We start from the raw sequence: 16899 nt of genomic DNA on the forward strand, positions 1-16899 counted from the left end.
AAACCTTCGTCGTTCTGGCGTCGATCCAGATCGCAATCAGGCGGCTCGCGCGATAGTTGTCTTTTGAGTCAGGTTCTTACTGCCCGCTTCCGGCGGCGATATTGCTTCGCAGCGCGAAAGCTGATTAGTCCTGTCCCACTTACGAAGCTCCCGGGGATGAAGCGGGAATGAACCAATCTCAACGGCCGCCGAAGCCGATCGGCGCGGCCGTCCCGGCGCCCGCCGACGCCTCTCCTTCGGACCTCGATCCCAGGGATTGGGAGGCGTTCCGCGCCGAGAGCCATCGCGCGCTCGACCTGATGATCGACCATCTCGCCTCGCTGCGCGAGCGGCCGGTCTGGCGCGAGCCCTCGGCGGAGGCGCGCGAGCGCTTCCGGCGTCCTCTGCCGGCCGAGGGTCGGGGCCTCGCCGCGGCGCTAGAGGATTTCGAGCGTTTCATCCAGCCCTACGCCAATGGCAACATCCATCCGCTGTTCATGGGCTGGGCGCAGGGGGCGGGCACGCCCGTCGGCATGATCGCGGAAATGCTGGCCGCCGGCCTCAATTCCAATTGCGGCGGCCGCAATCACATCGCGCTCGACGTCGAGCGGCAGATCGCCGCCTGGATGGCCGAGGCCTTCGGCTTCCCGGCGGACGCCTCCGGCGTCTTCGTCACCGGCACGTCGATCGCCAATTTCCTGTCGCTGCTGGTCGCGCGCGAACATGCGCTGGGGCCTAAGAACGTTCGCAAGAACGGGCTGAAGGCGCTGGAGGAGCAATTGGTCGCCTATGCCTCGCGCGAGGCGCACAACTGCGTGCGGCAGGCGATGGAGCTCGCCGGCCTCGGCGCGCGCCATCTGCGGCTCATCGAGTCGGACGGCTCGCATTCGCTGCGCATCGACGAGCTGAAGCGCGCTCTTCGAGAGGATCGCGCCCGAGGGCTGCATCCGTTCCTCGTCGTCGGCACGGCGGGCTCGGTCGATACGGGCGCGATCGACGATCTCGACGCGCTCGCCGACATAGCGAAGCAGGAAGACCTCTGGTTCCACATAGACGGCGCCTTCGGGGCGCTCGCCGTTCTCTCGCCGGCGCTGAAGCCGCTGGTGAAGGGGCTGGAGCGCGCCGATTCCATCGCCTTCGACTTCCACAAATGGCTGCATGTTCCCTATGACGCCGGCTTCTTCCTGGTGCGCGACCCGGAGGCGCATCGTCGCGCCTTCGCCGCCAACGCCGCCTATCTCACGCGCGCGCCGCGCGGCCTCGCGGCGGGCGAGACTTGGCCCTGCGATCTCGGCGCCGATCTCTCGCGCGGCTTTCGCGCGCTGAAGACCTGGTTCACCATAGAAGTCTTCGGCGCGGAACGCCTCGGCGCCTGCATCGAGAAAAGCTGCGTTCTGGCGCAGCGGCTGCGCGGCCATATCGAGGCGTCCGGCACTTTCGAGATGCGCGCGCCGGTGGCGCTCAATGTCGTGTGCTTCGGCGTGAAGGACGATGACGAGAACGGGCGCCTCAATCGCGAGATCGTGATGGAGCTTCACGAGAGCGGCGAGGCCGCGCCCTCGCTCACCCTGCTCGACGGCCATCCGACGATCCGGGCGGCGATCTTCAATCACCGCACGCGCGAAGAGGACATAGACGCCTTCATGCTGATGCTGGAGCGCGCCGCCCAACGCGCCCGCGGCGAGCCGCCGCTGGAGCCGCTGCCGGCGCCGCGCGAGGAGGGCGCGCCGCTGTCGCAGGATTGACGGCGGCGCGCTCCTTCTCCCGCTCGCGGGAGAAGGTGGCCCTCGCGTCAGCGAGGGTCGGATGAGGGTCCATTGTTCGTTTAGCGAAGTCGTGGTCGCCTTCGTGTCCTTCGTGTCTTCGTGGTCGGTCGGAGAACATTAACGAGCCCTCATCCGACCCGGCTGCGCCGGGCCACCTTCTCCCACCAGTGGGAGAAGGACCGCGCCGCCCGGCAGGGGCTTCATCTTTTGCGCGTCTTGCTCTAATACCTCCGGCCTCGGGCCCCGGCCCGGAAGCGAAACGGAAAGAGAACCATATGCGCGCCGAGCCGCTAGCGCTGAAAGAGCAGATCGAGCAGTCCATGGGACTGCTGAGGAGGCATCTTTGACGTCGAGACCGCAACGCGCCGTCTCGCCGAGCTGAACGCCAAGGTCGAGGATCCCGATCTCTGGAACGACGCCGACGCCGCGCAGAAGATCATGCGCGAGCGCACCCAGCTCGAGGATCAGCTCGGCTCGATCGCGCGCCTCGAGCGCGACCTCGACGACGCCATCACCCTCGTCGAGCTCGGCGAGGCCGAGAATGACGCCGACACCGAAAGAGAAGGTATCGCCCAGCTCGTGGCGCTGCTGAAGGAATCGCGCGACCGCCAGATCGAGGCGCTGTTCTCGGGCGAGGCCGATGGCAATGACACTTTCATCGAGGTGCATTCGGGCGCCGGCGGCACCGAGAGCTGCGACTGGGCGCGCATGTTGTTCCGCATGTACGCCCGCTGGGCGGAGCGCAAGAAGTTCAAGGTCGAGGTGATCGAGGAGACGGCCGGCGACGAGGCCGGCATCAAATCGGCCACGCTGCTCGTCAAGGGCATGAACGCCCATGGCTGGGCCAAGACCGAGTCGGGCGTGCATCGTCTCGTGCGCATCTCGCCCTTCGATTCCAATGCGCGGCGGCACACGAGCTTCGCCTCGGTCTGGGTCTATCCGGTCATCGACGACAAGATCGACATTCAGGTCAACGAGTCCGACTGCCGCATCGACACCTATCGTTCGTCGGGCGCGGGCGGCCAGCACGTCAACACGACGGATTCGGCCATTCGCATCACCCATATTCCGTCCGGCATCGTCGTCGCTTGTCAGGCCGAGCGCTCGCAGCACAAGAACCGCGCCACCGCCTGGAACATGCTGCGCGCCCGCCTCTACGAGGTCGAGCTGGAAAAGCGCGAGGCGGAGGCCAATGCGGTCGAAGCCTCGAAATCCGACATCGGCTGGGGCCATCAGATTCGCAGCTATGTGCTGCAGCCCTATCAGCTGGTGAAGGATCTGCGCACCGGCCACACTTCCGGCACGCCGTCGGAAGTGCTGGACGGCGAGCTCGACGATTTCATGCAGGCCTCGCTCGCTCAGCGCGTGCTGGGCGGCGGGCCGGAGAAGGTCGAGGACGTGGAGTAGGGGCGGGCGTGGGGCGCGTCCTTCTCCCGCTCGCGGGAGAAGGTGGCCCTCGCGTCAGCGAGGGTCGGATGAGGGCTCCATCCGCTACAGTAATATTTGCATTTTCAGGCGCTGCGAACCACAGCGCCCTCCCGGCCATAAGCCCGGCGCTTGCGACGGGCGTCCTCACGGACGCCCTATGGCGCGTCTCCTTCTCCCACTTCGTGGGAGAAGGAGACGCGCGCGTCGAGAGCGTCAACCGCGCCCGAACGTCTCGTCGAAGGAATAGCCCGTGCCGCGCACGGTGCGGATCGGGTCTTTCTCGCGGCCGCGGATGATCGCCTTGCGCAGGCGCCCGACATGCACGTCGACGGTGCGCTCATCGATTTCCGCCGAGAGGCCCCAGACGCTGTCGAGCAGCTGCGCGCGCGAGAAGACGCGGCCGGGCTTCTCCATCAGATATTCGAGCAGGCGGAACTCGGTCGGCCCGAGATGGATTTCGCGGCCGCTGCGCTTGACGCGCCGCGTCTCGCGATCCAGGTCGATGTCGCCGGCGACGAGGCGCGTCGCCACGCGCTCGGGCCGCGCCCGGCGCAGCAGCGCATGGACGCGCGCCATCAGCTCGGGCGTGGAGAAGGGCTTCACCACATAATCGTCGGCGCCCACCGAGAGGCCGCGCACGCGCTCATTCTCATCGCCGCGGGCGGTGAGCATGATGATCGGCATGGTGCGCGTGTCGTCGCGCGCGCGCAGGCGCCGGCAGATCTCGAGGCCCGAGACGCCGGGCAGCATCCAGTCGAGAATGACGAGGTCGGGCAGGGATTCGGCGAGGCGGATTTCCGCCTCGTCGCCGCGCTCCACATGCTCGACCTGAAATCCTTCCGATTCGAGATTATAGGCGAGCAGCAGAGCGAGCGCCGCCTCGTCCTCGACGACGAGGATGCGTGGCGCGCGATCATGCGGCGTCTCGCGCGGCGTTGCGACGCGGATTTCATTCATTGCGAGGGCTCATCCGTTTCCGCGCCGGAGCCGAGGCTCGCCGACTTGCCCTTCGGACGGTCGGTCGGCATCGCCTCTCCGGTCACGAGATAGACGATCGTCTCGGCGATATTGGTCGTGTGATCGCCGATCCGCTCGATATTCTTCGAGCAGAACAGGAGATGGGTGCAGAAGGAGATGTTGCGCGGATCCTCCATCATGAAGGTGAGGAGATCGCGGAACACCGAATCCTCGAGCGCGTCGAGCTCGCTGTCATTGGTCCACACCGCGCGGGCGCGCTCCACATCGCGCTGGGCGTAGGCGTCGAGCACGTCCTTCAACTGCATGGCCGCGACCTCGGCCATGGTTTTCAGCCCGATGATCGCGCGCGGCACGCGCGCTTCGGAGAGGATCTTCACCGTGCGCTTGGCGATGCTCTTGGCGAGATCGCCGACGCGTTCGAGATCGGCGGCGATGCGCATCGCGGCGATGCATTCGCGCAGATCGATGGCGAGCGGCTGACGCCGCGCGATGGTGAGGATCGCGCTCTCCTCGATCTCGCGCTGCAGAGCGTCGAGCCGCTGGTCGGTGGCGACGACGCGGTGGGCGAGCTCTATGTCGAAATTGGCGAGCGCGTCCATCGCCTCGGCGAGCATTTTTTCGGCGACGCCCCCCATCTCGGCGATGCGGCGGCCGAGCACTTCGAGGTCGCGGTCATAGGAGCTGACGATGTGTTCGCTCATGTCTCTCATTCCTCGTGCGCTGCGCCGCGCTCAGCCGAAGCGGCCGGTGATATAGTCCTGCGTCTTCTTATTGTGCGGCGCGGTGAACAGATTGTTCGTCTCGCCGAATTCGACGAGGTCGCCGAGATACATGAAGGCGGTGAAGTCGGAGACGCGCGCCGCCTGCTGCATATTGTGGGTGACGATGGCGATCGTGTAGCGCTCCGACAATTCGTCGATGAGCTCCTCGATCTTGGCCGTGGAGATCGGGTCCAGCGCCGAGCAGGGCTCGTCGAAGAGGATCACCTCCGGCTGAATGGCGACGGTGCGGGCGATGCACAGGCGCTGCTGCTGGCCGCCCGAGAGTCCGAGGCCGCTCGAATTCAGCTTGTCCCGCACTTCGTCCCACAGCGCCGCGCCGCGCAGCGCCGCCTCGACGCGTCCGTCCAGCTCGCTGCGCGAGAGCTTCTCGTAGAGGCGGATGCCGAAGGCGATATTGTCGTAGATCGACATGGGAAAGGGCGTCGGCTTCTGGAACACCATGCCGACGCGCGAGCGCAGCAGGTTCAGATCGATCCCCGGGTCGAGAATGTTCTCGCCGTCGAGCAGCACCTCGCCCTCGGCGCGCTGCCGCGGATAGAGGTCGTACATGCGGTTCAGAATGCGCAGAAGCGTCGACTTGCCGCAGCCGGACGGGCCGATGAAGGCCGTCACCTTATGGGTGTAGAGCGGCAGCGAGATCGATTTCAGCGCGCGCGACTGGCCGTAATAGAAGTCCAGATCGCGAACCGAGACCTTGGTCGGAATGGCGGCCTCGACTACCGGCATGGCGGTCATTTGTGTTTTCCTTGGCTGCTGAGCGCGCGCGCCGTGATCGAGAGCAGGAGAACGGCGACGGTGACGAGCAGCGCGCCGGTCCAGGCGAGCTGCTGCCAGTCCTTGTAGGGCGAGAGCGCGAATTGGAAGATGACGACGGGCAGGCTGGAGACCGGCGCGTTGAGATCCGTGCTCCAGAACTGATTGTTGAGCGAGGTGAAGAGCAGCGGCGCCGTCTCGCCGGAGACGCGCGCGATCGCCAGCAGGACGCCGGTGACGATGCCCGATTTCGCCGCGCGATAGGCGACGCGCATCAGCATATGCGAGCGCGGCAGGCCGAGCGCCGCGGCGGCTTCGCGCAGCGGGCTCGGCACCAGCAGCAGCATGTCCTCGGTGGTGCGCACCACCACGGGCACCACCAGCACGGCGAGCGCCAGCGCCCCGGCTATGCCGGAGAAATGCCCGACGCGGGCCACCACCACCGTATAGACGAAGAGGCCGACGACGATGGAGGGCGCGCTGAGCAGAATGTCGTTGATGAAGCGCACGATCATGGTGAGCTTCGAATAGCGGCCGTATTCCGCCATATAGGTGCCGGCCAGCATTCCGAGCGGCGTGCCGAGCAGCACGCCGATCACCGTCATCACCAGAGAGCCGGCGATGGCGTTGAGCAGGCCGCCGGTCGAGCCCGGCGGCGGCGTCATCTCGGTGAAGACCGCAGGCGAGAGGCCGCGCGCGCCTTCATAGATCAGCGCGCCGAGGATCAGCACCAGCCAGGAGAGGCCGAAGATCGTGCCGGTCCAGCAGAGCGTGGTGGCGATGGCGTTGGTGCGGCGACGGGAGGAATAGAGGGACAAGGGTCAGGCTCCCGATTTCTGCTCGATGCGCATCAGCATGAAGCGCGCCGCCGCCAGCACGAAGAAGGTGATGACGAAGAGGATGAGGCCGAGCTCGATCAGCGCGGATGTGTAGAGATCGCCCACCGCTTCGGTGAATTCATTGGCGATCGTCGCCGAGATCGTCGTGCCCGGCGCGAGCAGCGAGCTCGACACTTTATGCGCATTGCCGATGACGAAGGTGACGGCCATCGTCTCGCCGAGCGCGCGGCCGAGGCCGAGCATCACGCCGCCGATGACGCCGACCCGCGTGTAGGGGATCACGACATAGCGCATGACCTCCCAGGTCGTGCAGCCGACGCCCGAGGCCGCCTCCTTCAGCACCGGCGGCACGGTTTCGAACACGTCGCGCGAGATGGAGGTGATGAAGGGCAGCACCATGATGGCGAGGATGAAGCCCGCCGTCAGCACGCCGATGCCATAGGGCGGTCCGGCGAAGAGGCTCGACAGAACGGGAATGTCGCCGGTGAGGGAGATCAGCGCCGGCTGCACATATTGCTGCAGGAAGGGGGCCAGCACGAAGAGGCCCCAAATGCCGTAGATGATGGAGGGAATGCCGGCGAGCAGCTCGATGGCGACGCCGATCGGCCGGCGCAGCGCATGGGGGCAGAGCTCGGTCAGGAAAATGGCGATGCCGAGGCCGAGCGGCACGGCGATGAGCATTGCGATCGCCGAGGTCACCAGAGTGCCGTAGATGGGCGCGACGGCGCCGAATTTCTCGGTGACCGGATTCCACGATTCGGTCGTCAGAAAGCCGAGGCCGAATGCCTTGATCGCCGGCGCCGAGCCGTAGACCAGCGACAAGATCACGCCGCCGAGGATCAGCAGCACGAGGATCGCCGCGGCGCGGGTCAGATTATGGAAGAAGAAGTCGAACAGGGCCATGCGGCCGAGGACTTTCCCGCGGTCGAGGTCGGGGGCGCGAGGCGTCGCTTCTACGATTGCTAGGTCCGACACGCTGTTGTCCCTCGTTTGGCGGTTGAAGCCGGCTTCCATTTCACGCTCCCGAAGGCGGTGTTTCGTCGAATCGTAAAGCAGGTCTCGGGAGAACTCACCGCGTCGCGGCGCGCCGCATCGAAAGGAAGCGGCCGAATTCGTCCGGGCGCGGGTCGTCGGCCGTTCCGCCGTTCTCGCACGGTTCGCGTCGAGGGCGGCCGGCGAAGCAGGAAGCCTCGCCGGCCGCACGTCACGTCAGTTCGACGCCAGCGGCTTGCCGCCCGCATCCTTGATATTGGCGGCCCAGCTCTTCTTGATGAGCGTCACGACATTGGCCGGCAGCGGAATGTAGTCCAGCTCCTCGGCCGCCTTGGCGCCCTTGGCGAAGGCCCAGGCGAAGAACTTCAGCGCCTCGGTCGCGGCGGCCGTGTCCTGCGGCGCCTTGGGCAGCAGGATGAAGGTCGCGGCGGTGATCGGCCAGGACTGCGCGCCCGGCTGGTCGGTGAGGATCTGGAAGAAGCCCGGCGCGTTGGCCCAATCGGCGTTGGAGGCCGCGGCCTGGAAGGTCGGCGTCGTCGGCGCGACGGTCTTGCCGTCCTTGTTGACGAGCTTGGTGTAGGTCAGCTTGTTCTGCTTGGCGTAGGCGTATTCGACGTAGCCGATGGAGCCCTTGGTGTTGGCGACATTGTTGGCGACGCCTTCATTGCCCTTGGCGCCGATGCCGACCGGCCATTCGACCGAGGCGTTCTCGCCGACCTTGGACTTCCAGTCCGCGCTGACCTTGGACAGATAGTTGGTGAAGTTGAAGGTCGTGCCCGATCCGTCCGAGCGATGAACGACGGCGATCGCCGCCGACGGCAGCTTGGCCTTCGGATTGAGCTTCTTGATCGCGGCGTCGTCCCACTTCGTGATCTCGCCGAGGAAGATGGCGGCGAGGGTCTTGCCGTCGAGGACGAGATCGCCGGAGGCGACGCCGTCCAGATTGAGGACCGGCACGATGCCGCCGATCACCTGCGGCCATTGGGCGAGGCCGGCCGCCTCGAGCTCCTCGGCCTTCAGCGGCTGGTCGGAAGCGCCGAAGGTCACGGTGCGGGCCTTGATCTGCTTGATTCCGCCGCCCGAGCCGATCGACTGGTAGTTGAGGCCGTTCCCGGTCTCCTTCTTATAGGAGTCGGCCCATTTCGCGTAGATCGGATAGGGGAAGGTGGCGCCGGCGCCGGAGATGTCGATCGCAAAAGCCGCGCCGGCCGTCGCCACGGCCAGGCCCGTCGCCAGAGCGACTCGATGAAGTATTTTGGAGAGCATGTTCGGTCTCTTTCGAACTCGAGGTTCACTGTGTCGGCGCGGATCCAGCGCCCCCAGCGGGGCGCACCCTAGTGGCGCGCGGCGAGGGTTTTACGACGCTGCGATGAATGTCATATGACAAATCAAATAATTGAATTTATTTATAAATCTATTCTTCGTCAGGAGATTTCGGCTTTTTCCGGGTCGACCAGAGGCAGAAATACGCGGAATGTGGCGCCTTTCTCCGGAGCGGAGTCTATGGCGAGCCTCCCACGATGGCGAGCCACGATATGCTTGACGATCGCGAGGCCGAGGCCGGTGCCGCCCTTCGCGCGGCTCTTGCCGGCGTCGATGCGATAGAAACGTTCGGTCAGGCGCGGCAGGTGCTCCGGAGGGATGCCGGGGCCGTGGTCGCGCACCGAGAAGACGGCCGAGGCGCCGAGCGGGGCGAGCGAGATGTCGATCGGCCCGGCTCCGTATTTGATCGCGTTCTCGATGAGATTTTCGGCGACGCGGGCGAGCTCGTCGCGGTCGCCGGGGACGACGACCGGAGCGGCGATCTCGAGCTTCAGCTCCGCGCCGCTGTCCTCCGCCATCGGGGCGAGCGTGTCGACGATATGGGCGACGAGAATGCCGAGATCGACGGGCGTGTCTGGTCTGAGGTGCAGATGCTGCTCGATGCGCGAGAGGGAAAGCAGGTCGTCGACGAGGCGCGACATCCGCTGCGCCTGATCGCGCATGATGGAGAGGAAGCGGTCGCGCGCCTTCTCGTCGTCGCGGGCGGGGCCCTGCAACGTCTCCACGAAGCCGAGCAGCGAGGCGAGCGGCGTGCGCAGCTCATGGCTGGCGTTGGCGACGAAGTCGACGCGCATGCGCTCGACGCGCCGCGATTCGGTCAAGTCGCGCAGGCTCACCACGGCGGCGTTCTCATAGCCCTCGAGCCGCAGCGGCGCGATATGCACCTCGAACCAGCATTCCACCGGCAGGCGCTCGAGCCAGATCACCTTTTCCGGCGCGCCGCCGCGCAGCACGCGGTCGAGCGCGTCGAGCACATCCGGCGAGCGAAGGCTGCGCGCCAGCGGGTCGTTGGGGCGAAGCGAGGGCAGAACCGAGCGCGCGGCGCGGTTGGCGGCGACGATGCGCGCCTCGGAGTCGATGACGAAGACCGCCTCCGGCAGAGCGTCGATGACGAGGCCGAGCAGAGCCTCACCCTGGTAGCGGCGTCGCAGATCCGGCATCGGTCCTCTCGTCGAAATGTCGCCTGGATGAACAGGGAGCCGTCATTCCCGGCGGGCCGCAGGCCCGACCGGAAATCCGGGGGCAAAGGCGAAATAGCCTCGTCTTTGCCGCTGGAGTCCCGATCGCTCGCTTTGAGAGCGTCGGGAATGACGACGCCTTTATGTCACAAGTTACGACTGCGGAGCGCGACATCCGTCACTCTCTCGCCTCCAATATTCGGGCGATCGTCTCGCGCAGGCTGTTCCAGCGCCGCGAGCCCTCGTCGGCGCCGAGAAAAGCCAGCGCGAGAATGAACGGCAGGAAGTAATAGATGATGCGGAACAGCAGAAGGGAGGCGAGCAGGCTCTCCTGAGAATGGGAGGGCAGAGCGTTCAGCATCGTCGCCTCGAAAACGCCTATGCCGCCCGGCGCATGGCTGATGACGCCGAGAATGCAGGCGAAGACATAGACCGAGACGAAAGTCGGGAAGTCGAGACTGACGTCCTGCGGCAAGAGCGCATAGAGCGCCGCCGCGGCGCTGCAGAGATCGGCGACGCCGAGCAGCGTCTGCCCGACGGTGGGCGCGAACCCCGGCAACTCGAAGAAATGGCCCCGCAGCCGCACCCGGCGCCGGCGCAGCGACACCCAGACGACGTAATAGCCGACTCCCGCGCAGATCATGAGGCCGAGCGCGAAATTGACGAAGGCCGGCAGCTTGTCGATCGCGCCGATCTCGCCGGCGCGCGCCATGAGGCCGACGCCGACGACAGAGGTCATGCCGAGCCAGAAGGTGACGCCGGCGATGACGGTGATATTGGCGACCTGCACGGCGGTCACGCCGACGCGCGAATAGATCCAATAGCGGACGGCCGCGGCGGTGACGACGGGAAAGCCGAGATTGAAGGAGAAGGCGTAGCTCGCGAAAGAGGCGAGCGCGGCGATGCGATAGCGCATGCGCAGCCGCAATTCGCGCAGCGCCAGCGCGTCATAGCCGGTGAGCGCGACATAGGAGAGCGCGGTGAAGAGCAGAGCCGCGAGTATCTGCTCGGCGCTCATCGCCGCCATGGCGGCGCGAATGTCGGAGAATTTGACGCTCGAGATCGCGCTCGCCAGAGCGAAGCCGGCCAGAACGAAGACGGCGAGGCTGGCGACGCCGCCGAGAGCCTTGCCGACGCTCGGCGCGATGTAGCGGCGCGCCGTCGACAAGAAATCGAGCCCGGCGCCGCCGGCGTCCTGCTTCTTCGCCTCGCCCGCAGGCGCCGCGGGGCCCTCCTGCGAAAATTCTCCGTCCGGCCGCTTCAATTTCGCTTTTTCCTCGATACGCCTTCGAATATGCGCGGAATAGGCTTCTTCGATACGACGTCGGGCGGCGGAGTTCAAAGGCGACCGGCGGGCCTCGCGGCGTCCGTTCATAGGATTTTCGGGTCCCTGTTGCGCGCGCCCCGAGAGCGACCGGCCCGTTCCGCGCGCCGTCGTTCGTCCGAACGTCGGAAGGAAACGTCATGGGGATGGCTTGGTTCGGTTTCGCCTCGAAGCATGACGATAAGATGACGCGCGAAACAGGCCATCAGAACAGGCCGTGCACGAACCAGCGCGGCTGCGCGCTCTCGCGGCCGACGAGTCCCTCGCGAAACAGCCAGAGACGGCGGCCTTCGCGATCTTCCACGTAGAAATAGTCGCGGGTCGCCGCATCCGCGGGCGCGCTCCACCATTGCGGCGCGATGCGCTCCGGCCCTTCATAGGCCGCGAGCTCGTGCAGGCGCCGCCGCCAGCGAAAGCGCAGCGGCGGCCCGTCGGGCGTGAGCGCTGCCGCCTCGATCGGCTCCGGCCGCTCGAACAGGCGCAGCGGGCGCGCCGGCGCGCCGCTTTCGCGCGGATATGCGGGCGGAACGGTCTCGGCCGTCGCGGGAGCAGGGGCGCAGGCGGGCCGAAGCGCGACGGCGAGCTCCGGAATATGCGACGCCTGCGGATAGAGCCGCAGCACGCGGCGGGGGCCGAGCCGCGCGCCGAGCCGATCGACGAGGTCGTCGAGGCGCGCGCCGCTTTCGCTCTCCCGCCCGGCCAGATCGATTTTTTCGACGCCGAGATCCGCCTGCGGCGCGTCGCAGCGCTCGACGCGCGCGGCGCCGAGCCGCAGCACGTCATAGCCATAGCCCGTGTCGAGCCCCTCCTCCGCCAGCACGGCCAGGCGCTCGCGCAGCAGCAGGGCGATCGTCTCGGGGTCGCGCAGCGGCCGGCTGGTTCCCGTTTCGATATGGGCGACCGCGCCATCGACGCGGTAGAAGACGGCCTCGAGCGCCCGCGCGCCCACGCCATGGCGCTCGAGCAGCAGGCAGAGCTCGCGGGCGAGGGCGGCGAGCGTGCGTTCTATGTCCTCCTGCCGCGTGAGCCCGTCGGGAAAACGGCGTTCGGCCATGAAATCGGGGGCCTCGAAGCGCGGCGAGATCGGCTCGCGGCGGCGGCAGGCGATGGCGTCGAGCCGCGCCATGGTTTCGGTCCCGAGCCGCGCCGTGAGCGGCGCGCGCGGCCGCGCGAGAAGATCGCCGAGGCTGCGCAGCCCGGCGCGATCGAGCCTGTGGCGCGCCGTCTCGTCGAGATCGAGCGCGGCGACGGGCAGGCCGGCGGCGATCGCCTCGAGCTCTTCCCGAGTCGCCCCTTCCGCCACATGGCGCAAGCGGGAGAAGCGCGCCAGCGCCCGCGTCAGCGCCGGACCGGGGGCGATCGCGGCTCGCGCGGCAAAACCCTGGGCGGCGAGGCGGCGCTCGACCTCCGCCAGCAGCGCGGCCTCGCCGCCGAAGAGATGCGCGGCGCCGCTCACATCCATGAGGAGTCCGTCCGGCGGATCGGTGGCGGCGAGCGGGGTGAAGCGGCGGCACCAATCGGCGATCCGCCCGAGCAGCTCGGCGTCGGCTCGAAGGTCGGCTTCCGCCAGCCGCAGGGCGGGGCGCATGGCGCGCGCGTCGGCGACCGCCATGCCGGGGACGAGCCCGGCCGCCTCGGCGCGGGCGTCGACGGCGGTCAGCCGCTCGGCGCCGCCGAGTTTCGCCCAAATGGCGAGCGGCGCCTCCGCCTCAGGCGAGGGCGCGTCTTGCCCTCGCCGCCGGCGCGAGAGCCGGTCGGTCGGAAGGCGCGGCAAGAACACGGCCAGGCAACGCATGAAATGGCAACGCATGGAAAGGCGCCCCATGGAACTCGGCCTCCTCATGGTCGAAGACGATGTCGCGCCAGGCCTGCGGGTCGAAGGCGCCGATAAGGCCGCGCGCCTTGACGACGCGCAGGCGAAAGGCGGGCGGGCCGGGCAGGGGCCGCGGCGCGCCCTCGGCCCGCGGCGGCGGCGCGCAGGCGGCGATCTCGAAGCGCGTCTCGGCGGCGCTGGCGAGCCTCGGCGCGGCGCCGGCCGCGCGGGGCAGCAGCAGCAGGCCGGCGCTTCCGCTGCGGCGGGCGGCGAGCGCCAGGCGCCGCGAGGCGGTGAGGTCATAGGCGCTCGCCTCGGCCCAGCTCTCGGCGATGACGACGGCGGCGCCGCTCTTCAGCGCCTCCTCCATGGCCCAGAGCGTCTCGCGCGGGCGGCGCGTGCGCGCCAGCACCAGCCGCTCCGGCGGCAGGCCCGCCGCCTGCAGGCCGCGCCCATAGGGCAGGCCGAGCTCGCGCGCCGCCATATCCTCGGCGATCCAGACGATCGCGCCCTGCGGCCGCAGGCGCAGCCGGCGCAGGGCCAGGGCGAAGGCGAAGCCGGCCGCCGCGGCGGCGTCGGTCGGCCGCGCCGGCAGCGCCTCGCCGAGGCCGCCGCGGCTGGGATTGAAGAGGCGCGAGAACGCGTCATCGCCGGCGCGCGCAGGCGGCGGCTCGCCGCCCGCCTCCAGCCCGGCGATGCGTCGACGCAAAAAAACAATGCGTTCCGATGAGCCGCTGCGCGACATCGGTCCCCGATCTCCTGGATTGTTTCCTATTTGTTCTCATGCTGACTCCGCTGCGGAGGAGAGTCAAGCGGCGAGATTTCCGGCTCCTCCCGGCGAGGCGGCGGCTTCCGCATCCGGTGAAAATGACCTATTCTCCGCGAAAGTGACCAGATTGGAGCCGCGCATGCCGAGCTATTCCATCGCCAAGGCAAAAGAGCAGCTCTCGCGCCTGATCGATGAATCCTTGCGCGGCGAGATCGTCACGATCACGCGCCACGGCAAGCCTGTCGTCGAATTGCGCCCGAGCGCGAATGCGTCGGACAGAATGACGGCCGAAGAAATGGCGCGGCTGCGCGCGCGTCGCGCCGCCCGTCCTCCGCTCGGCGAGGACGCCGTCGCGATCATCCGCGAAATGCGGGACAGGGAGCGGTGAGCTTCTATCTCGACGCCAATCTGCTCGTCGCGCTCTTCGCGCCCGACGTCCATTCGGCTGCGGCGGACGCCTGGATCGACGCGAATCCGGGCGAATTATGCGTGGGCGATTTCGCGAGGATCGAATTTACGGCCGTATTGTCGCGGCGCTTTCGTGTCGAACCGGCGAGTGAGAAGATCCTGCGCGAGGCGCTCGGCGATTTCGACGAATGGGCGCGACGCATGACGACGCAAATCGACACTCGTCCCCGCGACATGGCGCTGGCCGAACATCTCGCGCGCGACTTCGCGCTGAAGCTTTCCGCGCCGGACGCGTTGCATCTCGCCTTGTGCGAAAATCGTGACTATACGCTCGTCACTTTCGACATGCGCCTAGCCGAGGCGGCTCGCCGTCGCGGCGCGAAAACGATCGCCCCGTCATGACGCGCATGCAAATCCGGTTCTCGAGCGGTGGGGGCTCGAGCCCGGCTGTTGTTTCATGGCGGGCCTGCAAGAGATCGGCCGTGCGCGGAACAGCGAGAGTGAGGCCCGACAGCCGTCGCGCAAAAAAGCGGTGGCGCGCTAGCGCGCCAGGCCGCTGAAAACAAATACGCTCCCGCCTCTCCCCGGGAAAGTCCCGCCGGGGAGGGCCGCTCGCGTCGCCGACAATTTTGTCGCGTCGAGCGTCACGCGGGGACGCAAGTGTCGGGAACCGGACAAACCTCGGCGCAATGCGGAGACTCGCCGTCGCATTCCGTGCACTTCTTGGGGTCGATGATATAGGTGTCGCCCTTCATGCGAATGGCGGCGGTGGGACAGTCGAACTCGCAAGCTCCGCAAACCGTGCATTGCGAAGCGATGATCTTCAAGGCCATAATATTCTCCCCGATCGTTCTCAGACGCGGCGCTCGCGGATCGGCGCCGCGCGTCTCGACGCGACAGACGGGGGTAAGCAAGAATCGTTTCAATTTACCGAGGGCGGATGCGGCGCGCTTCCGCTCGCGTCGGATCGTCGCGCCCGCGAGCGGTCGGCGGCGGCTCGAAACCCCACATTGCTCGTAGACTAATAATCCGGTTTAATCGGCCGCGAGCGCGCCGCGCCGCCGAGAATTGCGATCGAGAAGCGAGGACGGAAATGCCCGTTGACAGCAAGCATCCCGAAACCCTGGCCCTCCACGCCGGCTGGCGCTCCGATCCGACGACCGGCGCCGTCGCGCCGCCCATCTATCAGACGACCTCCTATCAGTTCCGCGACACGGAGCACGCCGCAAATCTCTTTGCGCTGAAGGAGCTCGGCAATATCTACACGCGCATCGGCAATCCGACGACGGCGATTCTCGAGGAGCGTCTCGCCGCGCTCGAGGGCGGCGTCGCGGCGCTCGCCCTCTCCTCCGGCCAGGCGGCCTCGGCCTTCGCGCTGCAGAATATCGCCCGCGCCGGCGACAATGTCGTCGCCTCCACCGATCTCTACGGCGGCACCTGGAATCTCTTCGCCAATACGCTGAAGGAGCAGGGCCTCGACATACGCTTCGTCGATCCGAGCGATCCGGAGAATTTCCGCCGCGCGACCGATGCGCGCACCAGAGCCTATTACGCCGAGACTCTGCCCAATCCCAAGCTCGTCGTCTTCCCCATCGCGGAAGTGGCGGCGATCGGCCGCGAATATGGCGTTCCGCTCATCGCCGACAACACCGCCGCGCCGCTATTGGTGAAGCCCTTCGAGCATGGCGCGGCGATCGTCGTCTATTCGACGACCAAATATATCGGCGGCCATGGAACCTCGATCGGCGGCGCGATCATCGACGGCGGCAATTTCGATTGGGAGAAATTCGCCGAGCGCCAGCCCGCGCTCAACACGCCGGACCCGAGCTATCACGGCGCCGTCTGGGTGGAGGCGGTGAAGCCGCTCGGGCCCATCGCCTATATCATCAAGGCGCGCACGACTCTGCTGCGCGATCTCGGCTCCGCGCCTTCGCCCTTCAATGCTTTTCTCACATTGCAGGGCATAGAGACTCTGCCGCTGCGCATCGAGCGCCATGTCGCCAATGCGCAGGCGGTCGCGGATTTTCTCAGCGAACGTTCCGAGATCGTGAAGGTGATTCATCCCTCGCGCCAGAGCGGCGCCGAGCGCGCGCGCGCCGACAAATATCTGAAGGGCAAATATGGCGCGCTGGTCGGCTTCGAGCTCGCCGGCGGCCTCGAGGCCGGACGCCGCTTCATCGACGCGTTGAAGCTCTTCTATCACGTCGCCAATATCGGCGACGCGCGCAGCCTCGCCATTCATCCGGCGACGACGACGCATTCGCAGCTTTCAGCCGAGGCGCAGCTCGCGACCGGCGTGACGCCCGGCTATGTGCGCCTCGCCATCGGCATAGAGCATATCGACGATATTCTCGCCGATCTCGATCAAGCGTTGAAGGCGGCGGGGTGAGAAGGTAGAGCGCGGATTCGCCCCCTCTCTCACCCTCCCCCGCTAGCGCGCACGGCTGTCCGGGGAAAATCAGGCATAGTGGAGTTCCAGCTGGTCTGGGGATTTCCATCGGCTCGGGACGAGGTATTTGGGCGGCGGCTCGTCGAGGAGCGCGATGGGTCGGCGGGCGAAGAGGAA

At 67.2% G+C, this 16899-nt stretch carries 16 protein-coding genes; 5 read left to right on the forward strand and 11 right to left on the reverse strand.

What is annotated here, in order from left to right; translation table 11 throughout:
• Positions 1–167 precede the first annotated feature (167 nt).
• Both Mspo_RS18235 and prfB read left to right on the forward strand, forming a co-directional pair.
• Positions 168–1724, forward strand: coding sequence for a pyridoxal-dependent decarboxylase (locus Mspo_RS18235; RefSeq protein ID WP_159732428.1), 1557 nt, complete (start codon positions 168–170; stop codon positions 1722–1724).
• A 296-nt stretch (positions 1725–2020) separates the two neighbouring features.
• Positions 2021–3152 (forward strand): peptide chain release factor 2 gene (gene prfB / locus Mspo_RS18240; RefSeq protein ID WP_159732431.1). Its coding sequence is split into 2 segments (ribosomal slippage): positions 2021–2089 and positions 2091–3152, totalling 1131 coding nucleotides; the frame shifts between segments, so codons are not numbered across the junction.
• A gap of 234 nt (positions 3153–3386) precedes the next feature.
• Here prfB and phoB read toward each other — a convergent pair.
• The 10 genes from phoB to Mspo_RS18290 form a co-directional block, all read right to left on the reverse strand.
• A complete protein-coding gene (gene phoB, locus Mspo_RS18245) occupies positions 3387–4130 on the reverse strand; it encodes a phosphate regulon transcriptional regulator PhoB (RefSeq protein WP_159732434.1) in 744 nt (247 codons plus the stop codon).
• A complete protein-coding gene (gene phoU / locus Mspo_RS18250) occupies positions 4127–4852 on the reverse strand; it encodes a phosphate signaling complex protein PhoU (protein ID WP_159732437.1) in 726 nt (241 codons plus the stop codon). Before phoU ends, phoB begins: the two co-directional genes overlap by 4 nt.
• Positions 4853–4882: 30 nt before the next feature.
• Positions 4883–5668 (reverse strand): phosphate ABC transporter ATP-binding protein PstB, encoded by a 786-nt coding sequence (pstB, locus tag Mspo_RS18255; protein WP_159732440.1) that lies wholly within the window; start codon positions 5666–5668, stop codon positions 4883–4885.
• Entirely contained in the window at positions 5665–6504 is an 840-nt protein-coding gene (gene pstA, locus Mspo_RS18260) for a phosphate ABC transporter permease PstA (RefSeq protein ID WP_159732443.1), read from the reverse strand. Before pstA ends, pstB begins: the two co-directional genes overlap by 4 nt.
• Before the next feature lie 3 nt (positions 6505–6507).
• The gene (gene pstC, locus Mspo_RS18265) at positions 6508–7428 is read right to left on the reverse strand and encodes a phosphate ABC transporter permease subunit PstC (protein WP_244613539.1); all 921 of its coding nucleotides are present in this window, start codon (positions 7426–7428) and stop codon (positions 6508–6510) included.
• Between the two features lie 306 nt (positions 7429–7734).
• The gene (gene pstS / locus Mspo_RS18270; protein WP_201281749.1) at positions 7735–8784 is read right to left on the reverse strand and encodes a phosphate ABC transporter substrate-binding protein PstS; all 1050 of its coding nucleotides are present in this window, start codon (positions 8782–8784) and stop codon (positions 7735–7737) included.
• A 158-nt stretch (positions 8785–8942) separates the two neighbouring features.
• Positions 8943–10001 carry an ATP-binding protein gene (locus Mspo_RS18275; protein WP_159732446.1) on the reverse strand — a complete coding sequence of 353 codons (1059 nt, stop codon included), beginning with the start codon at positions 9999–10001 and terminating at the stop codon, positions 8943–8945.
• Positions 10002–10197: 196 nt separating this feature from the next.
• Positions 10198–11283: a lysylphosphatidylglycerol synthase domain-containing protein gene (locus tag Mspo_RS18280; protein ID WP_306344975.1), complete on the reverse strand. Its 1086-nt coding sequence runs from the start codon at positions 11281–11283 to the stop codon at positions 10198–10200.
• A gap of 265 nt (positions 11284–11548) precedes the next feature.
• Positions 11549–13138 carry a DNA polymerase Y family protein gene (locus Mspo_RS18285; protein WP_159732452.1) on the reverse strand — a complete coding sequence of 530 codons (1590 nt, stop codon included), beginning with the start codon at positions 13136–13138 and terminating at the stop codon, positions 11549–11551.
• Positions 13053–13901 (reverse strand): ImuA family protein, encoded by an 849-nt coding sequence (locus Mspo_RS18290; RefSeq protein ID WP_159732455.1) that lies wholly within the window; start codon positions 13899–13901, stop codon positions 13053–13055. Before Mspo_RS18290 ends, Mspo_RS18285 begins: the two co-directional genes overlap by 86 nt.
• 163 nt (positions 13902–14064) lie before the next feature.
• Here Mspo_RS18290 and Mspo_RS18295 point away from each other — a divergent pair, with 163 nt between their 5' ends.
• Both Mspo_RS18295 and Mspo_RS18300 read left to right on the forward strand, forming a co-directional pair.
• Complete coding sequence (locus Mspo_RS18295; RefSeq protein WP_159732458.1) at positions 14065–14313, forward strand: type II toxin-antitoxin system Phd/YefM family antitoxin; 249 nt, start codon at positions 14065–14067, stop codon at positions 14311–14313.
• Entirely contained in the window at positions 14310–14735 is a 426-nt protein-coding gene (locus Mspo_RS18300; protein ID WP_159732461.1) for a type II toxin-antitoxin system VapC family toxin, read from the forward strand. Before Mspo_RS18295 ends, Mspo_RS18300 begins: the two co-directional genes overlap by 4 nt.
• Positions 14736–14977: 242 nt before the next feature.
• On the opposite strand, the gene Mspo_RS18305 is transcribed toward Mspo_RS18300, so the two are convergent.
• Positions 14978–15166 carry a 4Fe-4S dicluster domain-containing protein gene (locus tag Mspo_RS18305; protein WP_018267040.1) on the reverse strand — a complete coding sequence of 63 codons (189 nt, stop codon included), beginning with the start codon at positions 15164–15166 and terminating at the stop codon, positions 14978–14980.
• A gap of 260 nt (positions 15167–15426) precedes the next feature.
• On the opposite strand from Mspo_RS18305, the gene Mspo_RS18310 reads away from it, so the two are divergent.
• Positions 15427–16722: an O-acetylhomoserine aminocarboxypropyltransferase/cysteine synthase family protein gene (locus Mspo_RS18310; RefSeq protein ID WP_159732464.1), complete on the forward strand. Its 1296-nt coding sequence runs from the start codon at positions 15427–15429 to the stop codon at positions 16720–16722.
• Positions 16723–16899 lie beyond the last annotated feature (177 nt).

The sequence above is a fragment of the Methylosinus sp. Ce-a6 genome (genome assembly GCF_009811655.1).
Taxonomy (GTDB): Bacteria; Pseudomonadota; Alphaproteobacteria; order Rhizobiales; family Beijerinckiaceae; genus Methylosinus.

Excerpts from the sequence above, each read along its gene's own strand:
- Mspo_RS18235 (WP_159732428.1), top strand. The coding sequence starts at position 168 with ATGAACCAATCTCAACGGCCGCCGAAGCCGATCGGCGCGGCCGTCCCG.
- phoB (WP_159732434.1), bottom strand. The coding sequence starts at position 4,130 with ATGAATGAAATCCGCGTCGCAACGCCGCGCGAGACGCCGCATGATCGC.
- phoU (WP_159732437.1), bottom strand. The coding sequence starts at position 4,852 with ATGAGCGAACACATCGTCAGCTCCTATGACCGCGACCTCGAAGTGCTC.
- pstB (WP_159732440.1), bottom strand. The coding sequence starts at position 5,668 with ATGACCGCCATGCCGGTAGTCGAGGCCGCCATTCCGACCAAGGTCTCG.
- pstC (WP_244613539.1), bottom strand. The coding sequence starts at position 7,428 with ATGGCCCTGTTCGACTTCTTCTTCCATAATCTGACCCGCGCCGCGGCG.
- pstS (WP_201281749.1), bottom strand. The coding sequence starts at position 8,784 with ATGCTCTCCAAAATACTTCATCGAGTCGCTCTGGCGACGGGCCTGGCC.
- Mspo_RS18275 (WP_159732446.1), bottom strand. The coding sequence starts at position 10,001 with ATGCCGGATCTGCGACGCCGCTACCAGGGTGAGGCTCTGCTCGGCCTC.
- Mspo_RS18285 (WP_159732452.1), bottom strand. The coding sequence starts at position 13,138 with ATGCGTTGCCTGGCCGTGTTCTTGCCGCGCCTTCCGACCGACCGGCTC.
- Mspo_RS18290 (WP_159732455.1), bottom strand. The coding sequence starts at position 13,901 with ATGTCGCGCAGCGGCTCATCGGAACGCATTGTTTTTTTGCGTCGACGC.
- Mspo_RS18295 (WP_159732458.1), top strand. The coding sequence starts at position 14,065 with ATGCCGAGCTATTCCATCGCCAAGGCAAAAGAGCAGCTCTCGCGCCTG.
- Mspo_RS18305 (WP_018267040.1), bottom strand. The coding sequence starts at position 15,166 with ATGGCCTTGAAGATCATCGCTTCGCAATGCACGGTTTGCGGAGCTTGC.
- Mspo_RS18310 (WP_159732464.1), top strand. The coding sequence starts at position 15,427 with ATGCCCGTTGACAGCAAGCATCCCGAAACCCTGGCCCTCCACGCCGGC.